Source organism: Psychromonas sp. L1A2, assembly GCF_009828855.1.
Lineage (GTDB): Bacteria > Pseudomonadota > Gammaproteobacteria > Enterobacterales > Psychromonadaceae > Psychromonas.
In genome coordinates, this window is the sequence record NZ_WUAG01000001.1 from 678,460 (window position 1) to 694,503 (window position 16,044).

15 protein-coding genes are annotated in these 16,044 nt (G+C 36.7%); 12 read left to right on the forward strand and 3 right to left on the reverse strand.

The annotated features are described in order from the left end of the window. Window positions 1-70 precede the first annotated feature (70 nt). The 4 genes from GQR59_RS02970 to GQR59_RS02985 are packed head-to-tail and all read left to right on the forward strand — an operon-like array spanning window position 71 to window position 3,506. Window positions 71-817 carry a flagellar basal body rod protein FlgF gene (locus GQR59_RS02970; RefSeq protein ID WP_160060644.1) on the forward strand — a complete coding sequence of 249 codons (747 nt, stop codon included), beginning with the start codon at window positions 71-73 and terminating at the stop codon, window positions 815-817. Window positions 818-857: 40 nt separating this feature from the next. Then, window positions 858-1,646, forward strand: a complete 789-nt coding sequence (gene flgG, locus GQR59_RS02975) for a flagellar basal-body rod protein FlgG (RefSeq protein WP_160060645.1) — start codon at window positions 858-860, stop codon at window positions 1,644-1,646. Between the two features lie 13 nt (window positions 1,647-1,659). Next, window positions 1,660-2,337, forward strand: a complete 678-nt coding sequence (locus tag GQR59_RS02980) for a flagellar basal body L-ring protein FlgH (RefSeq protein WP_160060646.1) — start codon at window positions 1,660-1,662, stop codon at window positions 2,335-2,337. Window positions 2,338-2,381: 44 nt separating this feature from the next. After that, window positions 2,382-3,506, forward strand: a complete 1,125-nt coding sequence (locus GQR59_RS02985; RefSeq protein ID WP_160060647.1) for a flagellar basal body P-ring protein FlgI — start codon at window positions 2,382-2,384, stop codon at window positions 3,504-3,506. A 183-nt stretch (window positions 3,507-3,689) separates the two neighbouring features. Here the strand turns inward: GQR59_RS02985 and GQR59_RS02990 are convergent, their stop codons facing one another. Next, on the reverse strand, window positions 3,690-5,015 hold the full coding sequence (locus GQR59_RS02990) for a Na+/H+ antiporter family protein (protein WP_160060648.1): 1,326 nt from the start codon (window positions 5,013-5,015) through the stop codon (window positions 3,690-3,692). A 198-nt stretch (window positions 5,016-5,213) separates the two neighbouring features. Between GQR59_RS02990 and flgJ the strand changes: the two genes are divergently transcribed. From flgJ to GQR59_RS18890, 4 genes are all read left to right on the forward strand, one after another. Beyond that, window positions 5,214-6,239, forward strand: a complete 1,026-nt coding sequence (gene flgJ, locus GQR59_RS02995) for a flagellar assembly peptidoglycan hydrolase FlgJ (protein WP_160060649.1) — start codon at window positions 5,214-5,216, stop codon at window positions 6,237-6,239. Further along, window positions 6,232-8,241, forward strand: coding sequence for a flagellar hook-associated protein FlgK (flgK, locus tag GQR59_RS03000; protein WP_160060650.1), 2,010 nt, complete (start codon window positions 6,232-6,234; stop codon window positions 8,239-8,241). The genes flgJ and flgK overlap by 8 nt, the downstream gene beginning before the upstream one ends. A gap of 93 nt (window positions 8,242-8,334) precedes the next feature. Then, on the forward strand, window positions 8,335-9,822 hold the full coding sequence (gene flgL, locus GQR59_RS03005; protein ID WP_160060651.1) for a flagellar hook-associated protein FlgL: 1,488 nt from the start codon (window positions 8,335-8,337) through the stop codon (window positions 9,820-9,822). Between the two features lie 301 nt (window positions 9,823-10,123). Next, complete coding sequence (locus GQR59_RS18890; protein ID WP_160060652.1) at window positions 10,124-11,785, forward strand: flagellin N-terminal helical domain-containing protein; 1,662 nt, start codon at window positions 10,124-10,126, stop codon at window positions 11,783-11,785. A gap of 199 nt (window positions 11,786-11,984) precedes the next feature. Here the strand turns inward: GQR59_RS18890 and rrtA are convergent, their stop codons facing one another. After that, the gene (rrtA, locus tag GQR59_RS03015) at window positions 11,985-12,563 is read right to left on the reverse strand and encodes a rhombosortase (protein ID WP_160060653.1); all 579 of its coding nucleotides are present in this window, start codon (window positions 12,561-12,563) and stop codon (window positions 11,985-11,987) included. 31 nt (window positions 12,564-12,594) lie between these two features. Here rrtA and GQR59_RS03020 point away from each other — a divergent pair, with 31 nt between their 5' ends. From GQR59_RS03020 to GQR59_RS03030, 3 genes are all read left to right on the forward strand, one after another. Next, complete coding sequence (locus GQR59_RS03020; RefSeq protein WP_160060654.1) at window positions 12,595-13,212, forward strand: tRNA-uridine aminocarboxypropyltransferase; 618 nt, start codon at window positions 12,595-12,597, stop codon at window positions 13,210-13,212. Continuing rightward, window positions 13,212-13,628: an alternative ribosome rescue aminoacyl-tRNA hydrolase ArfB gene (gene arfB, locus GQR59_RS03025; protein WP_025562521.1), complete on the forward strand. Its 417-nt coding sequence runs from the start codon at window positions 13,212-13,214 to the stop codon at window positions 13,626-13,628. Before GQR59_RS03020 ends, arfB begins: the two co-directional genes overlap by 1 nt. 329 nt (window positions 13,629-13,957) lie before the next feature. Beyond that, the gene (locus GQR59_RS03030; protein WP_160060655.1) at window positions 13,958-14,257 is read left to right on the forward strand and encodes a hypothetical protein; all 300 of its coding nucleotides are present in this window, start codon (window positions 13,958-13,960) and stop codon (window positions 14,255-14,257) included. Window positions 14,258-14,340: 83 nt separating this feature from the next. Here GQR59_RS03030 and GQR59_RS03035 read toward each other — a convergent pair whose 3' ends face one another. Further along, window positions 14,341-14,976 (reverse strand): carbonic anhydrase, encoded by a 636-nt coding sequence (locus GQR59_RS03035; RefSeq protein WP_160060656.1) that lies wholly within the window; start codon window positions 14,974-14,976, stop codon window positions 14,341-14,343. 106 nt (window positions 14,977-15,082) lie between these two features. Here GQR59_RS03035 and GQR59_RS03040 point away from each other — a divergent pair, with 106 nt between their 5' ends. After that, window positions 15,083-16,024 (forward strand): LysR family transcriptional regulator, encoded by a 942-nt coding sequence (locus GQR59_RS03040; protein WP_160060657.1) that lies wholly within the window; start codon window positions 15,083-15,085, stop codon window positions 16,022-16,024. Window positions 16,025-16,044 lie beyond the last annotated feature (20 nt).

The following is a 16,044-nucleotide window of genomic DNA, read 5'->3' on the forward strand; positions in this document are numbered from 1 at the left end:
TTTATAAAATAAATGTGTAACCATCTTTGCCGCTGTTATGAGTTCAACAGTCAATAGTTAAGGAAGTAGAATGGATAATTTTCTTTATGTATCAATGTCTGGCGCTAAAGAGAACATGAATGCGTTGGCTATCCACAGTAACAACTTGGCTAATGCCAGTAAAACCGGCTTTAAAGCTAGTTTTGAACAAGCACGTAGCATGCAAGTGCATGGCGATGGGTTACCTACTCGAGTTTTTGCATTGGCAGAATCACCTGGACAAAATTTTGACAGTGGCGTCGTGCTTCAAACTGGGCGTGAATTGGATGTTGCTATTGAAGGTCAAGGTTGGTTCGTTGTTAAATCTGATACTGGTGATCAAGGTTTAACTCGTAGTGGCGATTTTAATATAACTGCAGATGGTTTTTTAATTGATGCCAGTGGTAGAGAGGTTTTGGATAATACCGGAAATAATATCTTTATTCAGATGCCAATTGAAAAATTTAATATTAGAAAAGATGGTGTGATTGAAGTTCGTCCTGAAGGTGCGCCACCAGAAGGATTAGAGAACATTGCTCAATTAAAGTTAGTCAACCCTAACATTCAAGACTTAATGCGTAGTTCTGATGGTTTATTTCGACGTATTGATGGACAAGAAACTGAGTTTTCCAATGATGTAGTTGTTAGTAACGGTACATTAGAAGCATCAAATGTAAATTTAAGCAGTGAATTAACAAGTCTAATTAACTTACAGCGTAATTTTGAAATGCAAATAAAGATGATGAAAAAAGCGGAAGAGATTGACGAAAGCTCAGACACTTTATTAAAAGTTGTTTAAGTTTATCTAGCTAGATTAATAAGAATTTAAGGAGAAGGTTATGCATTCCGCTTTATGGATCAGTAAAACAGGATTAGATGCACAACAAACTAACGTTGCAACAATTTCAAATAATTTAGCAAATGCCAGTACTGTTGGTTTTAAAAAAAGTAGAGCTATTTTTGAAGATTTACTTTATCAAAATGTTAATCAGCCCGGTGCTAATGCAACACAAGATACAAAATTACCATCTGGTTTAATGACTGGTTCTGGTGCAAAAGTGGTCGCTGTTCAGAAAAACTTTGAACAGGGTAATGCATTAACAACAAATAACTCATTAGATTTAATGATAGATGGTCGTGGTTTCTTTGAAATTGAGATGCCTGATGGAAGTTCTGCATATACTCGAAATGGTGAGTTTATGCTTAATGAAGAAGGGACACTTGTAACTCCCGGTTCAGGGTATCCTTTAGTTCCCCAAATACAAATCCCAGATAATGCGCAATCAATCAGTATTGGTTCAGAAGGGGAAGTATCGGTCAATATTGCAGGTCAAGCAGAGAACCAAGTGGTAGGGCAAATAAATGTCAGTGCATTTATTAATGCATCTGGTCTACAACCTTTAGGTGAGAACTTATATTCTGAAACTGGTGCGTCAGGTGCTCCAATCGAAGGGGTTCCTGGTGGTGACGGTTTAGGTTTTGTACGACAGGGGATGCTTGAAACCTCTAACGTAAATGTGACTGAAGAATTGGTTAATTTGATTGAAAGTCAGCGAGTTTATGAGATGAATTCAAAAGTTATTTCAGCTGTTGATGAAATGTTATCTTACATTAGTCAACAATTATAAATAGGTGATTAATATGAAAAACATTCTTATTTTATTCTCATTGTTGAGCATAGTAGGTTGTACTTCATTACCTAACGAGCAAGTAAAAAATGATCCCGAATATTCACCTGTAGAACCGGGGGAAGCAGATTTAAATGTAATACCGACCGGTTCTTTATTTCAGCATAGTTATGCGAATAATTTATATTCAGACATTAAAGCACACCGTATAGGCGACATTATTACTGTCTACTTAGAAGAGTCGACATCAGCGAAGAAACAAGCAGGCACCAGTTTAGATAAAAGTAACAGTTATAATGTCAATGTCGACACGGTCACTTTACCAGGCGGAAGGTCAATTCCTGCATTTGGTTTCGGTGGGGGCATTACTCAAGATAGTGCTTTTTCTGGCGATTCAGATACAGATCAAAGTAATAGTTTACAAGGCAGTATTACCGTTAACGTTACACGTGTTTTAAGTAATGGTAATTTAGAAATCCGTGGCGAAAAATGGTTAATGTTAAATAACGGCGAAGAATTTGTTCGTATTAAAGGCGTTATTCGTTCAGAAGATGTGAGCTCAGATAATTCTGTTTCATCAACTCATGTAGCAAATGCTCGTATCCAGTATGGTGGTACCGGTGACTTTGCAAACACACAACGACAAGGGTGGTTGACTTCATTCTTTAGCGGTCCTTATTGGCCATTCTAAACGCTTTATTGAATTAGTCACTCGCGTATAAGCAGGAGAACAGTATGCCATTATCATTAAGTAAAATAGTACAACCCTTTTTCACCATATGCCTTGTTTTAGCGTTTGTTTTATTTGTTAATGCTGCTGAGGCGGCACGTATTAAAGACATTGCAAGTGTACAAGGTGTTCGTAGTAACCAATTAGTAGGTTATGGCTTAGTGGTGGGGTTACCCGGTACTGGAGAAAAAAGCAGTAAATTTACTGAGCAAGCATTTGCAACTATGTTAAGAAACTTTGGTATTAACATTCCACAAGGGCAAAGCTTAAATATTAAAAATGTAGCGCCTGTTGCTATTACTGCAGAACTAAAAGCATTTACAAAACGAGGTCAGAAAATTGACATTACTGTGTCAGCTATTGGTGAAGCTAAAAGCTTACGTGGTGGTGAATTATTACAAACTTTCTTAAAGGGAGTCGACGGTAAAGTTTATGCATTAGCGCAAGGTAGTTTAGTTGTTGGAGGCTTAGGTGCAGAAGGTGCTGATGGTTCTAAAGTGGTTATTAATACACCTACGGTAGGGCGCATATCTAACGGTGCGATTGTTGAGCGTGAAGTTATTTCACCCTTCTCACAAGGTGATACTATTACCTTTAATTTGCATGAATCTGACTTTACTACTGCAAAAATAATGGCAGATACGATTAATAATTTAGTGGGGCCAAATACAGCAAGTTTATTGGATGCTACTTCTGTCAGTGTACTCGCTCCCCGTAATATATCGCAACGAGTATCGTATTTATCAACACTAGAAAATTTAGAGTTTCAGCCTGCAAGAGCAAGTGCAAAAATTATTGTTAATTCTCGTACTGGCACCATAGTAATAGGACAAGATGTTCGTTTGTTACCGACGGCGATTACACATGGTGGAATTAGTGTCACTATTAGTGAAAATAAAGAAGTATCTCAACCTAATGCGTTTGCTAATGGTGATACAGAAGTGGTTGATAACACTACTATTAACATCACTCAAGAAGACAGTCGTATGTTCCGGTTCGATCCTGGTATTAACCTAAATGATCTCGTGAGAGCAGTTAACGAAGTAGGATTAGCACCTGGGGATTTAATGGCAATTTTAGAAGCGTTAAAACAAGCGGGTGCATTACAAGGTGAATTAATCATTATCTAATAAGATCGTTGATTTTACTGCTCGCTTAGCCATCGCTGAATTAATAAGTGTAACAAAGGGAAAGCCGATGGTTTTCCCTTTTTGTTATTTTTTATACTAAGAGACAGAGTCTCTAAAAAGTACATGTTTTAGATCTATATATGGAATATATCTGATATAAAATAGAGAGGTTATTAATTCTCTTTATAACGACATGGCAGCTATCCAACCAAATGCAATCAATGGCAGATTGTAATGTAAGAAAGTTGGAATCACTGTATCTCTAATATGATCATGCTCCCCATCTGCATTAAGCCCAGATGTTGGACCCAGTGTTGAATCTGATGCTGGTGAACCGGCATCACCTAATGCGGCAGCGGTACCCACTAAGGCAATAATTGCCATAGGTGAGAAACCAAAGGCGATAGCAAGCGGTACATAAATCGTCGCAATAATTGGAATTGTTGAAAAAGATGAACCAATACCCATCGTAACCAATAAACCAATGACCAGCATTAATAGGGCTGCTAATGATTTATTCTCACCGATACCTGAAGATAATGCTTGAACTAATGTATCGACGCTACCTGTCGCTTTCATCACAGCTGCAAATCCTGCTGCTGCAATCATAATAAAACCAATCATCGCCATCATGTGTACACCTTTAGTGAATACATCATGTGTTTCTTTCCATGCAATGACACCGCCTAGTGTAAAGACAATAAAGCCTGCTAATGCGCCTACTATCATTGACCCCGTCATTAATTGAACTGTTAACGTTGCAACAATAGAAATCAAGGCGACAATTATATGACGTTTATTTAATGCTTTAAATTCAGCTGCCGCAGTGTTCTCAGTCTTTTCTTGGTAAACACGCGGTTTACGGTAACTAATTAGCACCGCGATTAATAAACCAACAACCATACCTAACGCAGGCAAAATCATTGCGCTTGTTACTTGGTTTGCTGTTACGTCTAAACCATTGTCATGTAAATTCTTTAATAAAATATTATTTAAGAAAATACCACCAAACCCAATCGGTAAAACCATATAAGGAGTAACTAAACCAAAAGTTAAAATACAAGCAGTTAAGCGTCTATCAACACGTAATTTATTAAATACACCGAGTAAAGGTGGAATTAAAATAGGGATAAAAGCAATATGAACAGGAATAATATTCTGTGATGAAATGGTCATTAATAAAATAACCGTGAAAACAGTATATTTTATAGCGGTAGAGGTTTGCTGTGTTTGTTTACCGTTTAGACGCTTAATGATGGCTTGAGATAATAAATCAGTGATACCAGACTTAGAAATCGCTACTGCAAAAGCACCTAACATTGCATAACTTAAAGCAATCGTTGCACCACCACCTAAACCACTTTCAAAAGCTGAAATCGTATCAGGTAATGATAAACCAGCTGTTAAACCGCCTACTAGTGCACTCAGGGTTAGTGCAATCACTACGTTTATTCGCATCATTGACAGTATTAGCATCAGACATACCGCCAGTAAAACTGGGTTAAGCATATTTATTCCTTATAAATTTATAGATAGATGAGAGGTGTAGGGCAAAAATCGCAGGCATTCTACTTGATGCGCCCACATTTTACTGCAAAAACTACCACTCCTTTATTATTAATCAGGAAATAACAACTTATCTTCCTTTTGTTAACTTCTGGCACTTATTTTGCTTTATCTATGTAATGGTAATAATAGGGGTTGTTAATGAGCAATCAAACAGTAACGCAGGCAAGTAACTACTTTGATCTACAAGGGTTGGAGCAGTTGCGTCAAAAAACTAAAACAAATGACAAAGAAACGATTCGAGAAGTTGCGAATCAATTTGAGTCAATGTTTGCGAGTATGTTGATTAAATCAATGCGACAAGCGAATGAAGCATTTGAAACAGAAAGCCCTTTTAATAACCAGCAAACAAAATTTTATACGGATATGCAAGATAAGCAGTTAGCGGTAGATATTAGTCGTCATGGAACCTTAGGTTTAGCTGATGCATTAGTTAGGCAATTAGACCCTACTTCAATGGTACGTCCTAAGTCGATTGATCAAAACCAATTAACTATGCCTAATCATGAAGATAAACAGATGTTAAGTTTACAGCCTGAAGTTATTAATAATAATTTTAAAGCGCCTGATCAAGTACAAAGCTCACCGCAAACTCAATATCAATTAAATCAAAGTACAGTTAAAGGTAGAGTCGAAAGCCCTGCTGTAAATGTTGCAGCAGAAGGACAAAAAATCGACTTTAGTTCTCCCTCTTCATTTATTCAAACTTTATTACCTTATGCTAAAAAAGCAGCTAAAGCATTGGGTGTATCGCCAGAGGTTTTGGTTGCTCAATCAGCATTAGAGACAGGGTGGGGGAAGAAAATCTTACAAACTCCAGGCCAAGAAAGTAGCTTTAATCTTTTTAATATCAAATCACATGGTGGTTGGGAAGGTGAGAGCGTTAATAAAAGTAGTTTAGAAGTTGAAGACGGAGTCGGAGTACAGCGACGTTCAAACTTTCGTGTTTATCAAGGTCTACAAGAAAGCTTTAAAGATTACACTGATTTCATTAGTAATAATAAACGTTATGAGCAAGCTTTACAGCAAGGTGATAACGCGGAGCGTTATGTTGAGGAATTACAGCAGGCGGGCTATGCAACAGATCCTAAATATGCAGAAAAAATTAAACAAATTATGAATAGCAATAGCTTCCAATCAGTTGTTGCGGGAGATAATAATGGCTGATCTATTACAAATTGGACTTTCGGGGATTTATAGCTCACAAGCAAGCCTCACTACAACCAGTCACAATATTAGTAATGTAAGTACAGAAGGCTACTCTCGTCAAACTGTTGATACTTCTGCCGCTGGCGCACAACGATTAAGTACAAACTTTATTGGAAGTGGTTCTGTAGTGACGAGTATTGACCGAGCTTACGATCAGTTTGCTTTTACTGAAAATGTAATCAATACATCAAGCTATGCCTATTATGAACAAACTTATACGCAAGCAAATCAAATGGATTTATTATTATCGAGTGATAACACGTCAGCAACAACATCAGTTTTAAATATGTTTTCTTCTTTAAGTAGCATTGCGGATAATCCAAGCTTACTGGAAGCTCGGAACGTATTTCTACAAGATGCTTCTAGTATGGTCAATCAATACAATACGCTTTATAGCCATTTAGAAACACAATACGAAAGCGTTAATGCTGAAATTGATAATTCAGCTGATGTGATTACGGAGTTAGCACAAAGTATTGCTAGCTTGAATTCTCAAATATCTATTGTGACAGGTTCTGCAAGTGGTGGTGATGCAAATGATTTATTGGATAAGCGAAACCTCGCTATTACCGAGTTAAGTGAATATGTAAACACGTCAGTCGTTGCCGCTGATAATAACATGGTAAATATTTATATTGGTAGTGGACAAGGGTTAGTCATGGGAACTGTTTCCCAATCGGTTATTGCTGTCGATGGTGATCCAGATCTTACGCGTAAAGAATTAGCTTTAAATTTTAATGGGCAATCTACCGCGATTAATGGCAATAAATTAGGTGGGGGAGTCGGTGCTTTATTTAATAGTCGGGATAATGATATTGAAGTAGCAATGAATCAATTAGGGCAGAGTGTCATTGGTTTGACTCACGCGATTAACGAGCAACAAAAAGAAGGTCAAACATTAAACGGAGAAATCGGTGCTGATATTTTTAATGATATTAATAGTACTGAATCAATGCAAAATCGTGTTTTAAGTCACGATGATGGATTAGGTAAAGCTACATTGAGTGTTCGTATTGACGACTTAAGTGAATTGTCTGCCGATGAATTTACATTAAAAGTAAGTGAATATACAGCAGGTAGCACGCTTTCATTTACTGTGACTAATAATACAACTGGGTTGTCTCAAGAGGTTTCTATTGATGACCTATCAACTGAGGCGCGTGTCGCTATTCCTGGTGCTGGAATAAGTATTGGCATTGATTCGATAACCCAACCTTTAGAAGAAGGTAAAGAATTTACGCTACGCCCAACTCGTAATGGTGCGAAGGAAGCAGTCGTTTTAGAAAATGACGCAGAAAAAATAGCTGCGGCCGATGCTGAAATTAAAGCGTCTTTAAATTCAGATAATACTGGTACAGCTGAGTTTCGTGTCAGCACAATCAGTAATAAATCTGATAACAATTATATGGATGAAGAGAATCCACTCACTATTAGAATATCAGCGAATACCACAGATAGTGAGATCGCTTATAACCTATTTGATAAAGACGGTATTCAAGTTAATACAACGGAACTCACCACTCCTGTTGATCCGCTCACTGGTAAAGCCACATTTATTGCTGGTGGTGTTGAAGTAGAAATGAAGTCTGGATTTCCCGCTGTAAATGACGAAATTATTTTAAGCTTTAATGAAACAGGAGACGGTGATAACCGTAATATGTTAGCTATTACTGATTTACAAAGCGCTAAAATAATGAACGGAAATAAATCAAGCTTTCAGGATATTTATAACAATATGTTATCTGAAATTGGTGCGAAAACAGCTAATGCAGATGTTGCTATGCAATCAGCATCCATTTTAAAAGATCAGTCTTTTGAGCGAATTCAAAGTTTAAGTGGTGTGAATATGGATGAAGAAGCGGCTAATTTATTAATGTACCAACAATATTATAGTGCAGCAGCGCGAGTTATTACGGTAGCGAATGAAATTTTTGAAAGCTTATTACAAGCCTCACGTTAACCCTTTAATTTTTATTGGCGACTATTTATTGGTGTGATTCTTGCTTTTATAAGCATAGAGGGGCGTAAGCTCAAAAGAAATAAGAGAGACAGTATGCGAATTTCATCACAAACGTTTTTTATGCGTAATACTAGCTCAATGATGGAGCAACAAGCCTCATTGAGTGAAAAAAATCTACACCTATCAAGCACTATACGTGTAATGAATGGTAGTGATGACCCTGTTGCTATTGCTACTATTCAACGTTTAAAACAAGACTTATCGATTGGCGAACAATATATAAGTAATGGTGAAACAGCCCAATCAGCAAATGAATTGTCTGACACTGCATTAACTCAAAGTACTTATATTTTGCAACGTGTACGAGAATTAATGGTCAGTGGTAGTAATGGAACCCTGAATGAATCAAACCGTAATGCCGTTGCTATTGAATTAGAAAGTTTGCGTGATGAATTGATGGGAGTCGCGAATACCAAAGATGGTAATAATCAATTTATTTATGCTGGTTATGAAGTTGATACACAGCCGTTTCAAAAAAATGAATTTGGAGAGGTAGAGTATCATGGTGATAGTGGTGAGAAAGATTATCGAATTGGCGCTGGTGTTTTAGTTCAAGCCAATGACTCTGGTTCTAAAATATTTATGGAAGTTGCTGAAGGTAATGGCACTTTTGTTTCGGAGCTTAGCGCAAACAATACCGGTGCGGGCGTTATTAGTGCGGGTAATATTGTCGATGAGAATGCAGCGCGTGATTTTCTTGACCAGGATTATACTATTGCCATTAATGATACGGGCGATGGCCCTGAATATTCTGTTTACGGTTTAAAAGAAACGGCTGTATCAGGGAGTGCCAATATTAGTATTAGTGGTGTTGATTTAGATGGCGCAGGTATAGATAGTGTTAACCCTGCAATCAATGGACCTGTTGCTATTAACTTTATAGAAACTGGAGCAGATACCAATCAATTTTATATCGAAGTAAATGGACAGCTATCATCTTCAATTTACGATGGAGACAATGCAGAAGCTCAAACACTAACTATTAATGGTATTGCTATTGAAGTTGATGGCCTACCAAAAGACGGTGATAGTTTTGAATTCACTCAATTTGTAGCACCAACAACTTATGAAGAAGATCAAGCAATCTCATTTAATGGTATTAAAACACAAGTGAAAGGTGAAGTTGAAGATGGAGATGCTTTTACGTTACGCCAGAGTGAAGAAAAAGACATCTTTGCTACTATTCAAAGTGCTATTGATGCATTACGCATTCCCGGAACAGATCAAACGGCAGAAGCACAAAGAAATACAGCCTTTAGCATGTCTTTATTACAAATTGATGGTGCATTAGATAACGTTACTGGCACACAAAGCTCGGTAGGCGCACGTTTAAGAACCATTGATAACCAGTATGAATCAACCTTAGATTTTAATTTAACTATTCAAAGAACGCTGTCTAATTTAGAAGATTTAGATATGGCTGCCGCAATCAGTGAATACCAACAGGAATACAGCATGTTGGAAGTGTCACAACAAACCTTCGTTCAGTTACAGCAGTTAAGTTTATTTAATTTAATTTAAGCTTATTTGTATTTATCACCATAACTTATCAATAGGTTTAATCGACTCAAAAAAAGAGGCAATTTATTGCCTCTTTTTTTGTGCTTATAAAAAATTAACCTTAAAAAATAAAGAAAGGCATTTTTATGACTCTTTTTTTGATTTTAAGCTTTTGATTATTAAGTGTTAAATTTAATTTTAAAGTTGGCACATTAATCGCATTATTATTGTTGAGAGTAAAATTTGACGGCAATAAATAACTGTTTAGTTCAATTGCCACATTTTCCTAACTAGGATTACCAAGAGATAAAAGGAACACATCATGGCTCAAGTTATTAATACAAATATAATGTCGTTGAATGCACAGCGTCAGCTTAATAAATCGCAATCAATGCAAAATGAGGCAATGGAACGTTTATCATCGGGTCTTCGTATTAACAGTGCGAAAGATGATGCAGCAGGCCTTGCAATTTCAACTTCAATGCAATCACAAATTACTGGCTTAACCCAAGCGGTACGTAATTCAAATGACGGTATTTCAATGGCGCAAACAGCTGAAGGCGCGATGGATGAAATGACAAATATCTTACAACGTATGCGTGAACTATCGGTGCAATCAGCAAATGATACAAACTCTTCTGAAAATAGAATCGCGATTCAAGAAGAAGTCGACCAATTACATAGCGAACTCGATCGTATCGCAGAAACAACAGAATTTAATGGTAAAAAATTATTAGATGGGTCATCAGGGTCAACAACGCTGCAAATTGGTGCTAATTCAGGTCAAACACTAACATTTGAAATTGCTTCTGTAACCGCAAATGACCTGGGGTTAAACGGAGGTTTAAATAAAACGGATTTAAACGGTGGGCGTGTTAATACGGGGGTTTCGCTTACTGGTGATGATGACACTCTTGCTGCAATTAATGGTGTCGCGATTCCTAAACCTGCGGATGATACCGCTCCGGAAATTGCTAAGGCAATCAATTTAACATCAGCCGAAACCGGTGTAACAGCAAGTGCATATAACGTTATACAAGGAGATCACGAAAGTACTAGTGTGACTGGTATTACAACGGGTCTAATGACTGTGCAAGTAGGTGATAGTGGTGCAGTAACATTACCTGCGACCTCTTCTATGGATAATCTTGTTGAGACGATTAACCGTGATGTCGAAGGCGTTATTGCGTCTAAAGGAGATGATGGTGAACTCATCATGACCAATGATACTGGTCAAACAATTACTATCGACGGAACGACAGGTGAGTCAGGTATAGCTACAGGTATTTATGGTGGTTACCTTGCTTTAGATAGTGAAGATAATAGCCCTATCGCAGTTACTGGGACCGACATTGCGACGATGGGATTTGTCGCTGCTAATGGTGCTGATTCTGTTGTAGCAAATGCGAATCCTACTGCTTTTGTCGCAGGGGCTGCTATAACGATTAATGGCGTTGATATCCCAACTCCTCCTTCAACAGCAGTTTTTAAAGATTATATCAACTCTTACTCTGATCAAACAGGCGTAAAACTAACAGGCAGTACTTACTCAGCAGAGCCAGGAAGAGGTGTTGAAATATCGTCTAATGCAGGCACTCAAGCCGAGCGTACTACTGCAATGACTGCAATGGGGTTCACTGCTGGATTAGAAATGGGCGGTAAAGTGATTGATTCACTAGGTACTAATGTCTCAACGTTTGAGAGTGCATCAAATACTATTAATAAAGTTGATGCAGCCTTAGATACCATCTCGGCATCACGTGCTAATTTAGGTGCCATTCAAAACCGTTTAGATTCAACCATTTCTAATTTAGAAAATGTATCGCAAAATTTATCTGCTTCAAACTCTCGTATTCAAGATGCTGATTTTGCAGCTGAAACATCGAATATGAGTAAAGCGCAGATATTACAGCAGGCTGGAACATCAATATTGTCGCAAGCAAACGCAAGTACTCAAAACGTACTATCGTTGTTACAACAATAATTTAGTATTAACGATTTATAAGTTTTTATTGAATAAGTTAGGTGGCTGAGTATTCTTGGTTTTACTCTCATGATCTCCTTGTTCAGCCATTTAAAGGTAGCTTCGGCTACCTTTTTTATTTTTAGTCGTTTGTTGGTAATCCATTGGGATTGATTAACTTATTTTTATTTAATTATTCTTTATATGAATTGGATTCAGATCATAAGTACTTAGCTTTACTAAAACGCCAAACTTGAGCACATAAGTAATAAAGTACACCTGCAATCGCACCGTATAAATGTGCATTAATTAATACCGTTGCACCAATTAATGATTCAGTACTCGCTGATGGCCCATTAAATTGCTCAAAAGCTATTTTTGCGATAAACCCAACACCTAAGATGATTCCCCATTTATCTTTCTTTCTCAGTTCATCACACACACCGAATGCAAACAAACTATGTAATACACCAGAGAGACCAACATAGCCCTGTGTTGTTGGCTCAATAAAAAATAAGCATAAACTAATAAATACAGCACTGAATAATAGAAGTGGTAATAAACGTTGTTTTTTGAAGGTGTCAAAAAATAACGAAACAACAACGACTAAGCCGATACCGTTAAGTAGCAGGTGGTAGCCGTTAGTATGGCAAAAATGAGCTGTGACTAATCGCCACAATTGGCCCTTTTCAACTGCGCTGTGATAATATGCAAGCCATTGATGGCTGTCTGGTTGGAAAACAAAGAGCAGTGTACTGAGCGTCAAAATAATAACAGTATGGGTTAATACAGCGCGCATTTAAAAACCTTAAAAGAAGTTGAAACAAGTCATGAGTAAAAGAGCATTTTGTAATCAGTGTAACAAAGCATTATCTGCGTGTATTTGTACATCGATTTGTTCGCTTGATAATCAACACTTTTTACATATTTTGCAAGATCCGAGTGAACAAAACAAAGCGATTGGTACAGCACGTATCCTCGATTTATCATTATCTAAGGTGAAGTTAACTATTGGACATTCTTTTGACGCTTCTATGTTTGATTTAAATAATACATTCTTAGTTTTTCCTGATGAGCAAGCCAGTACAATTAGTGAGTTACAACAAACTCAAAAAATTAATAAAGATTCACAGTTCATTTTACTCGATGGTAGCTGGAAAAAAGCGTACAAATTGTTAATGACCAATCCGTTTTTACAGCGTTTACCTAAAGTCATGATTAACATTGAAAATAAAAGTAATTATCGACTTCGTAAATCACCAAGAGAAGATGGTTTATCGACCGTTGAAGCTGGGTATTATTTATTATCTGAGCTCTCTAATGACACAGATAAATATATTCCATTACTAGCCGTGTTCAATAAGATGGTTGATTTTCAAATTTCAAATATGCCAGCAGATATCTATCAAAAACATTACCTAGATCCGATCAAGGAGAATAAGTCTTAATGCCATTACAAATATCTGCAGGGGTAATTATTGCCGATTGGCAGTTACAATTAACCGCTATTCGTGCTCAAGGGGCTGGTGGACAGAACGTTAATAAAGTTAATTCAGCGATACATTTACGTTTCGACGTTAAAAGCTCTACGTTACCTGAGTTTTATAAACAACGTTTGTTAGCTTTATCCGATCATCGTATTACTGAAGATGGTGTGATCGTACTTAAAGCACAGGTACATCGTACTCAAGAAAAAAATCGCGATGAAGCATTAAGTCGATTAAAAGAACTCATTTTAAGTGCAGTGAAAATTCAAAAATCTCGAAAAGCAACACAACCTTCTCGTAATGCCAAAAAGCGCCGTGTGGATGATAAAAAACGTAATGGTAATAACAAAGCATTAAGAGGCAAGGTTGTTGATTAAGCGGTTAATATTAATAAATTGATAACCTTTTAAAATATAGTTTGTATTATCCATTCATTTTTTGACAGAATGATTGCCTAACATATTTTAGTACAATATCACTTATGTTTTAATCTGTTGCTGCTTTGTCAAGTAAGCAGACAGTAACGTTTATTGTGTAGAACACAAAATAATCTCCGGATAGACAGAGTAAGTATTCGAATAGGTTATGGGATAGGCTTTTATATAGGTAAATTGTTGTGTAAGGTAAATCGTTGAATGATGTCATAAAATTGCCATCAGACATTGATAGTTTATTTTTAAATGTTTTTGATAAGGAAGAGTGAGTTATGGCATTAATGGGTTTTTATGCAATTCGCAATGAAGATACTGAAGAAGAATTTACATTAGACGCAGATGATTTCATTTGGGAAGATGCAAATCAATCGGGTGAACAATATCGTTTCATTCATGTTGAGACTGATGAATTACCTGAAGTAGTAGCAACATTCGATGTTGATGCTGATGAGTTTGTTATGCAGATGCCTGCTGGTCTTGAAGAGCTAGAAAATGGTTTATATATCAATGCTGATAAAGATGAGTATGACTCAGATAGTGAATATGGTTACGATGATGGCTATGACGATTAAGTCTTTTTGAATCGATTCATTTGATTACGATTAAATATGTAAAGAGCAGCGGATCTGCTCTTTACATAAGTTGTAGCACTAATTTAACTGATTTTAAAAAAGCGACCTGTTTTTTCTTCTAGTGCACATAACTCAGAGCTAGAAAGGTCATAACGCCAACCGTGAAGTTTTAGTTCACCAGCATCTACTCGTGTTTTTATCCACGGGAACGTCATTAAATTTTCTAGTGATTGTTGAATACCTTTCTTTTCACAGCAATCATAGCGTTCTTGGTTATCTTTAACTTCTGTATCTGCAATAATATCATCACGTACATTTTCAAGCTGCATCATCCATTTTGAGATAAAGCTTTTATCTACTTTTTGGCCTGCGCCATCCATCAATGCTTTTATACCGCCGCATTGTGTATGGCCTAATACAATAATGCTTTCTACTTTTAGCCCTGTCACTGCAAATTCAAGTGCCGCACTGGTACCATGATAATTATCATCATTTTCACAAGGCGGAACTAAGTTAGCCACATTACGAATAACAAATAGGTCGCCAGGTTCACAATCCAATATTAATGTCGGTTCTACACGAGAGTCCGAACAGCTAACAATGGCTATTTTAGGGAATTGGCCTTCCTCGGATAATCTAGATAATTTCTCTTGATGATCTTTATAGTATCCTTCACGAAAGCGTTGGTAGCCTGCAATTAATTTATCAGTAGCTAACATTGAATTTTCCTTATTATTGACATGTTGCAGATAATAAAGGATAAACTACATTAATAAAAATTAATATATTTTATTTTTACCATAAATAAAGGTTAATGATAGGTTTATGCGCGCTACTCTTCATCAGTTAAAAGTTTTCCGTCAAGTTGCTGTTTCCATGAATTATACTAAAGCAGCAGATAAGTTAGGTTTGTCTCAACCCGCCGTTAGCATTCAATTAAAACAATTAGAAAATAACTTAGATATTTTCTTATTTGAAAAAATTGGAAAAAATTTATATCTCACACCAGCAGGCAAAGAATTAAAATTATTTTGTGATGAACTGTTTGTTAGTTTTGATAATATTGATATGACATTAAGTAGTTTAAAAGGTGAGCTAACGGGAGACTTTCGATTATCGGCAGTGACCAGCGCTAAATATTTTACACCACATTTACTTGGGGCATTTCATAAACGACACCCTAAGGTTAACTTCCATCTTGATATTGTTAATCGAGAGCAAATCATTCAACGTTTGCAAGAAAATAAAGACGATTTAGTGATTATGGGGCTCGTGCCTGAAACCATGGCATTAACTAAACATTCATTTGTTGATAATCCGATCATCGTGATTGCTAACCCGCAACATCCTTTAGCTAAACAAAAGAATATTCCGTTAACTGAATTAGCTAACCATGCTTTTATCCATCGAGAACAAGGTTCTGGTACACGCAAAGCTTTTGAGCAGTTATTAAAAGCCAATAACATACAGTTAAAAGTGAATATGACCTTGGGTAATAGCGAAACGATTAAACAGGCGGTGATGGCCGATCTTGGTATTTCAGTTGTTTCACAGCACAGTGTGACGCTTGAGTTAGCTGCAGGTGTTTTGGTGGAGTTAAGTATTGAAAACTTCCCACTACAAGGAAGTTGGTCTTTAGTGCATCATGAAAGTAAGCATTTATCGCCTATTGCAAAGGCTTTTGTCGACTTTGTTTTATCAGCTGAAGAAAACGTCCCTGCGTTATGCAATCGATTTTTAGAGCATTACTTTGTTAAAAAAGATTAACTCGCTTTCTTAATAGCTTT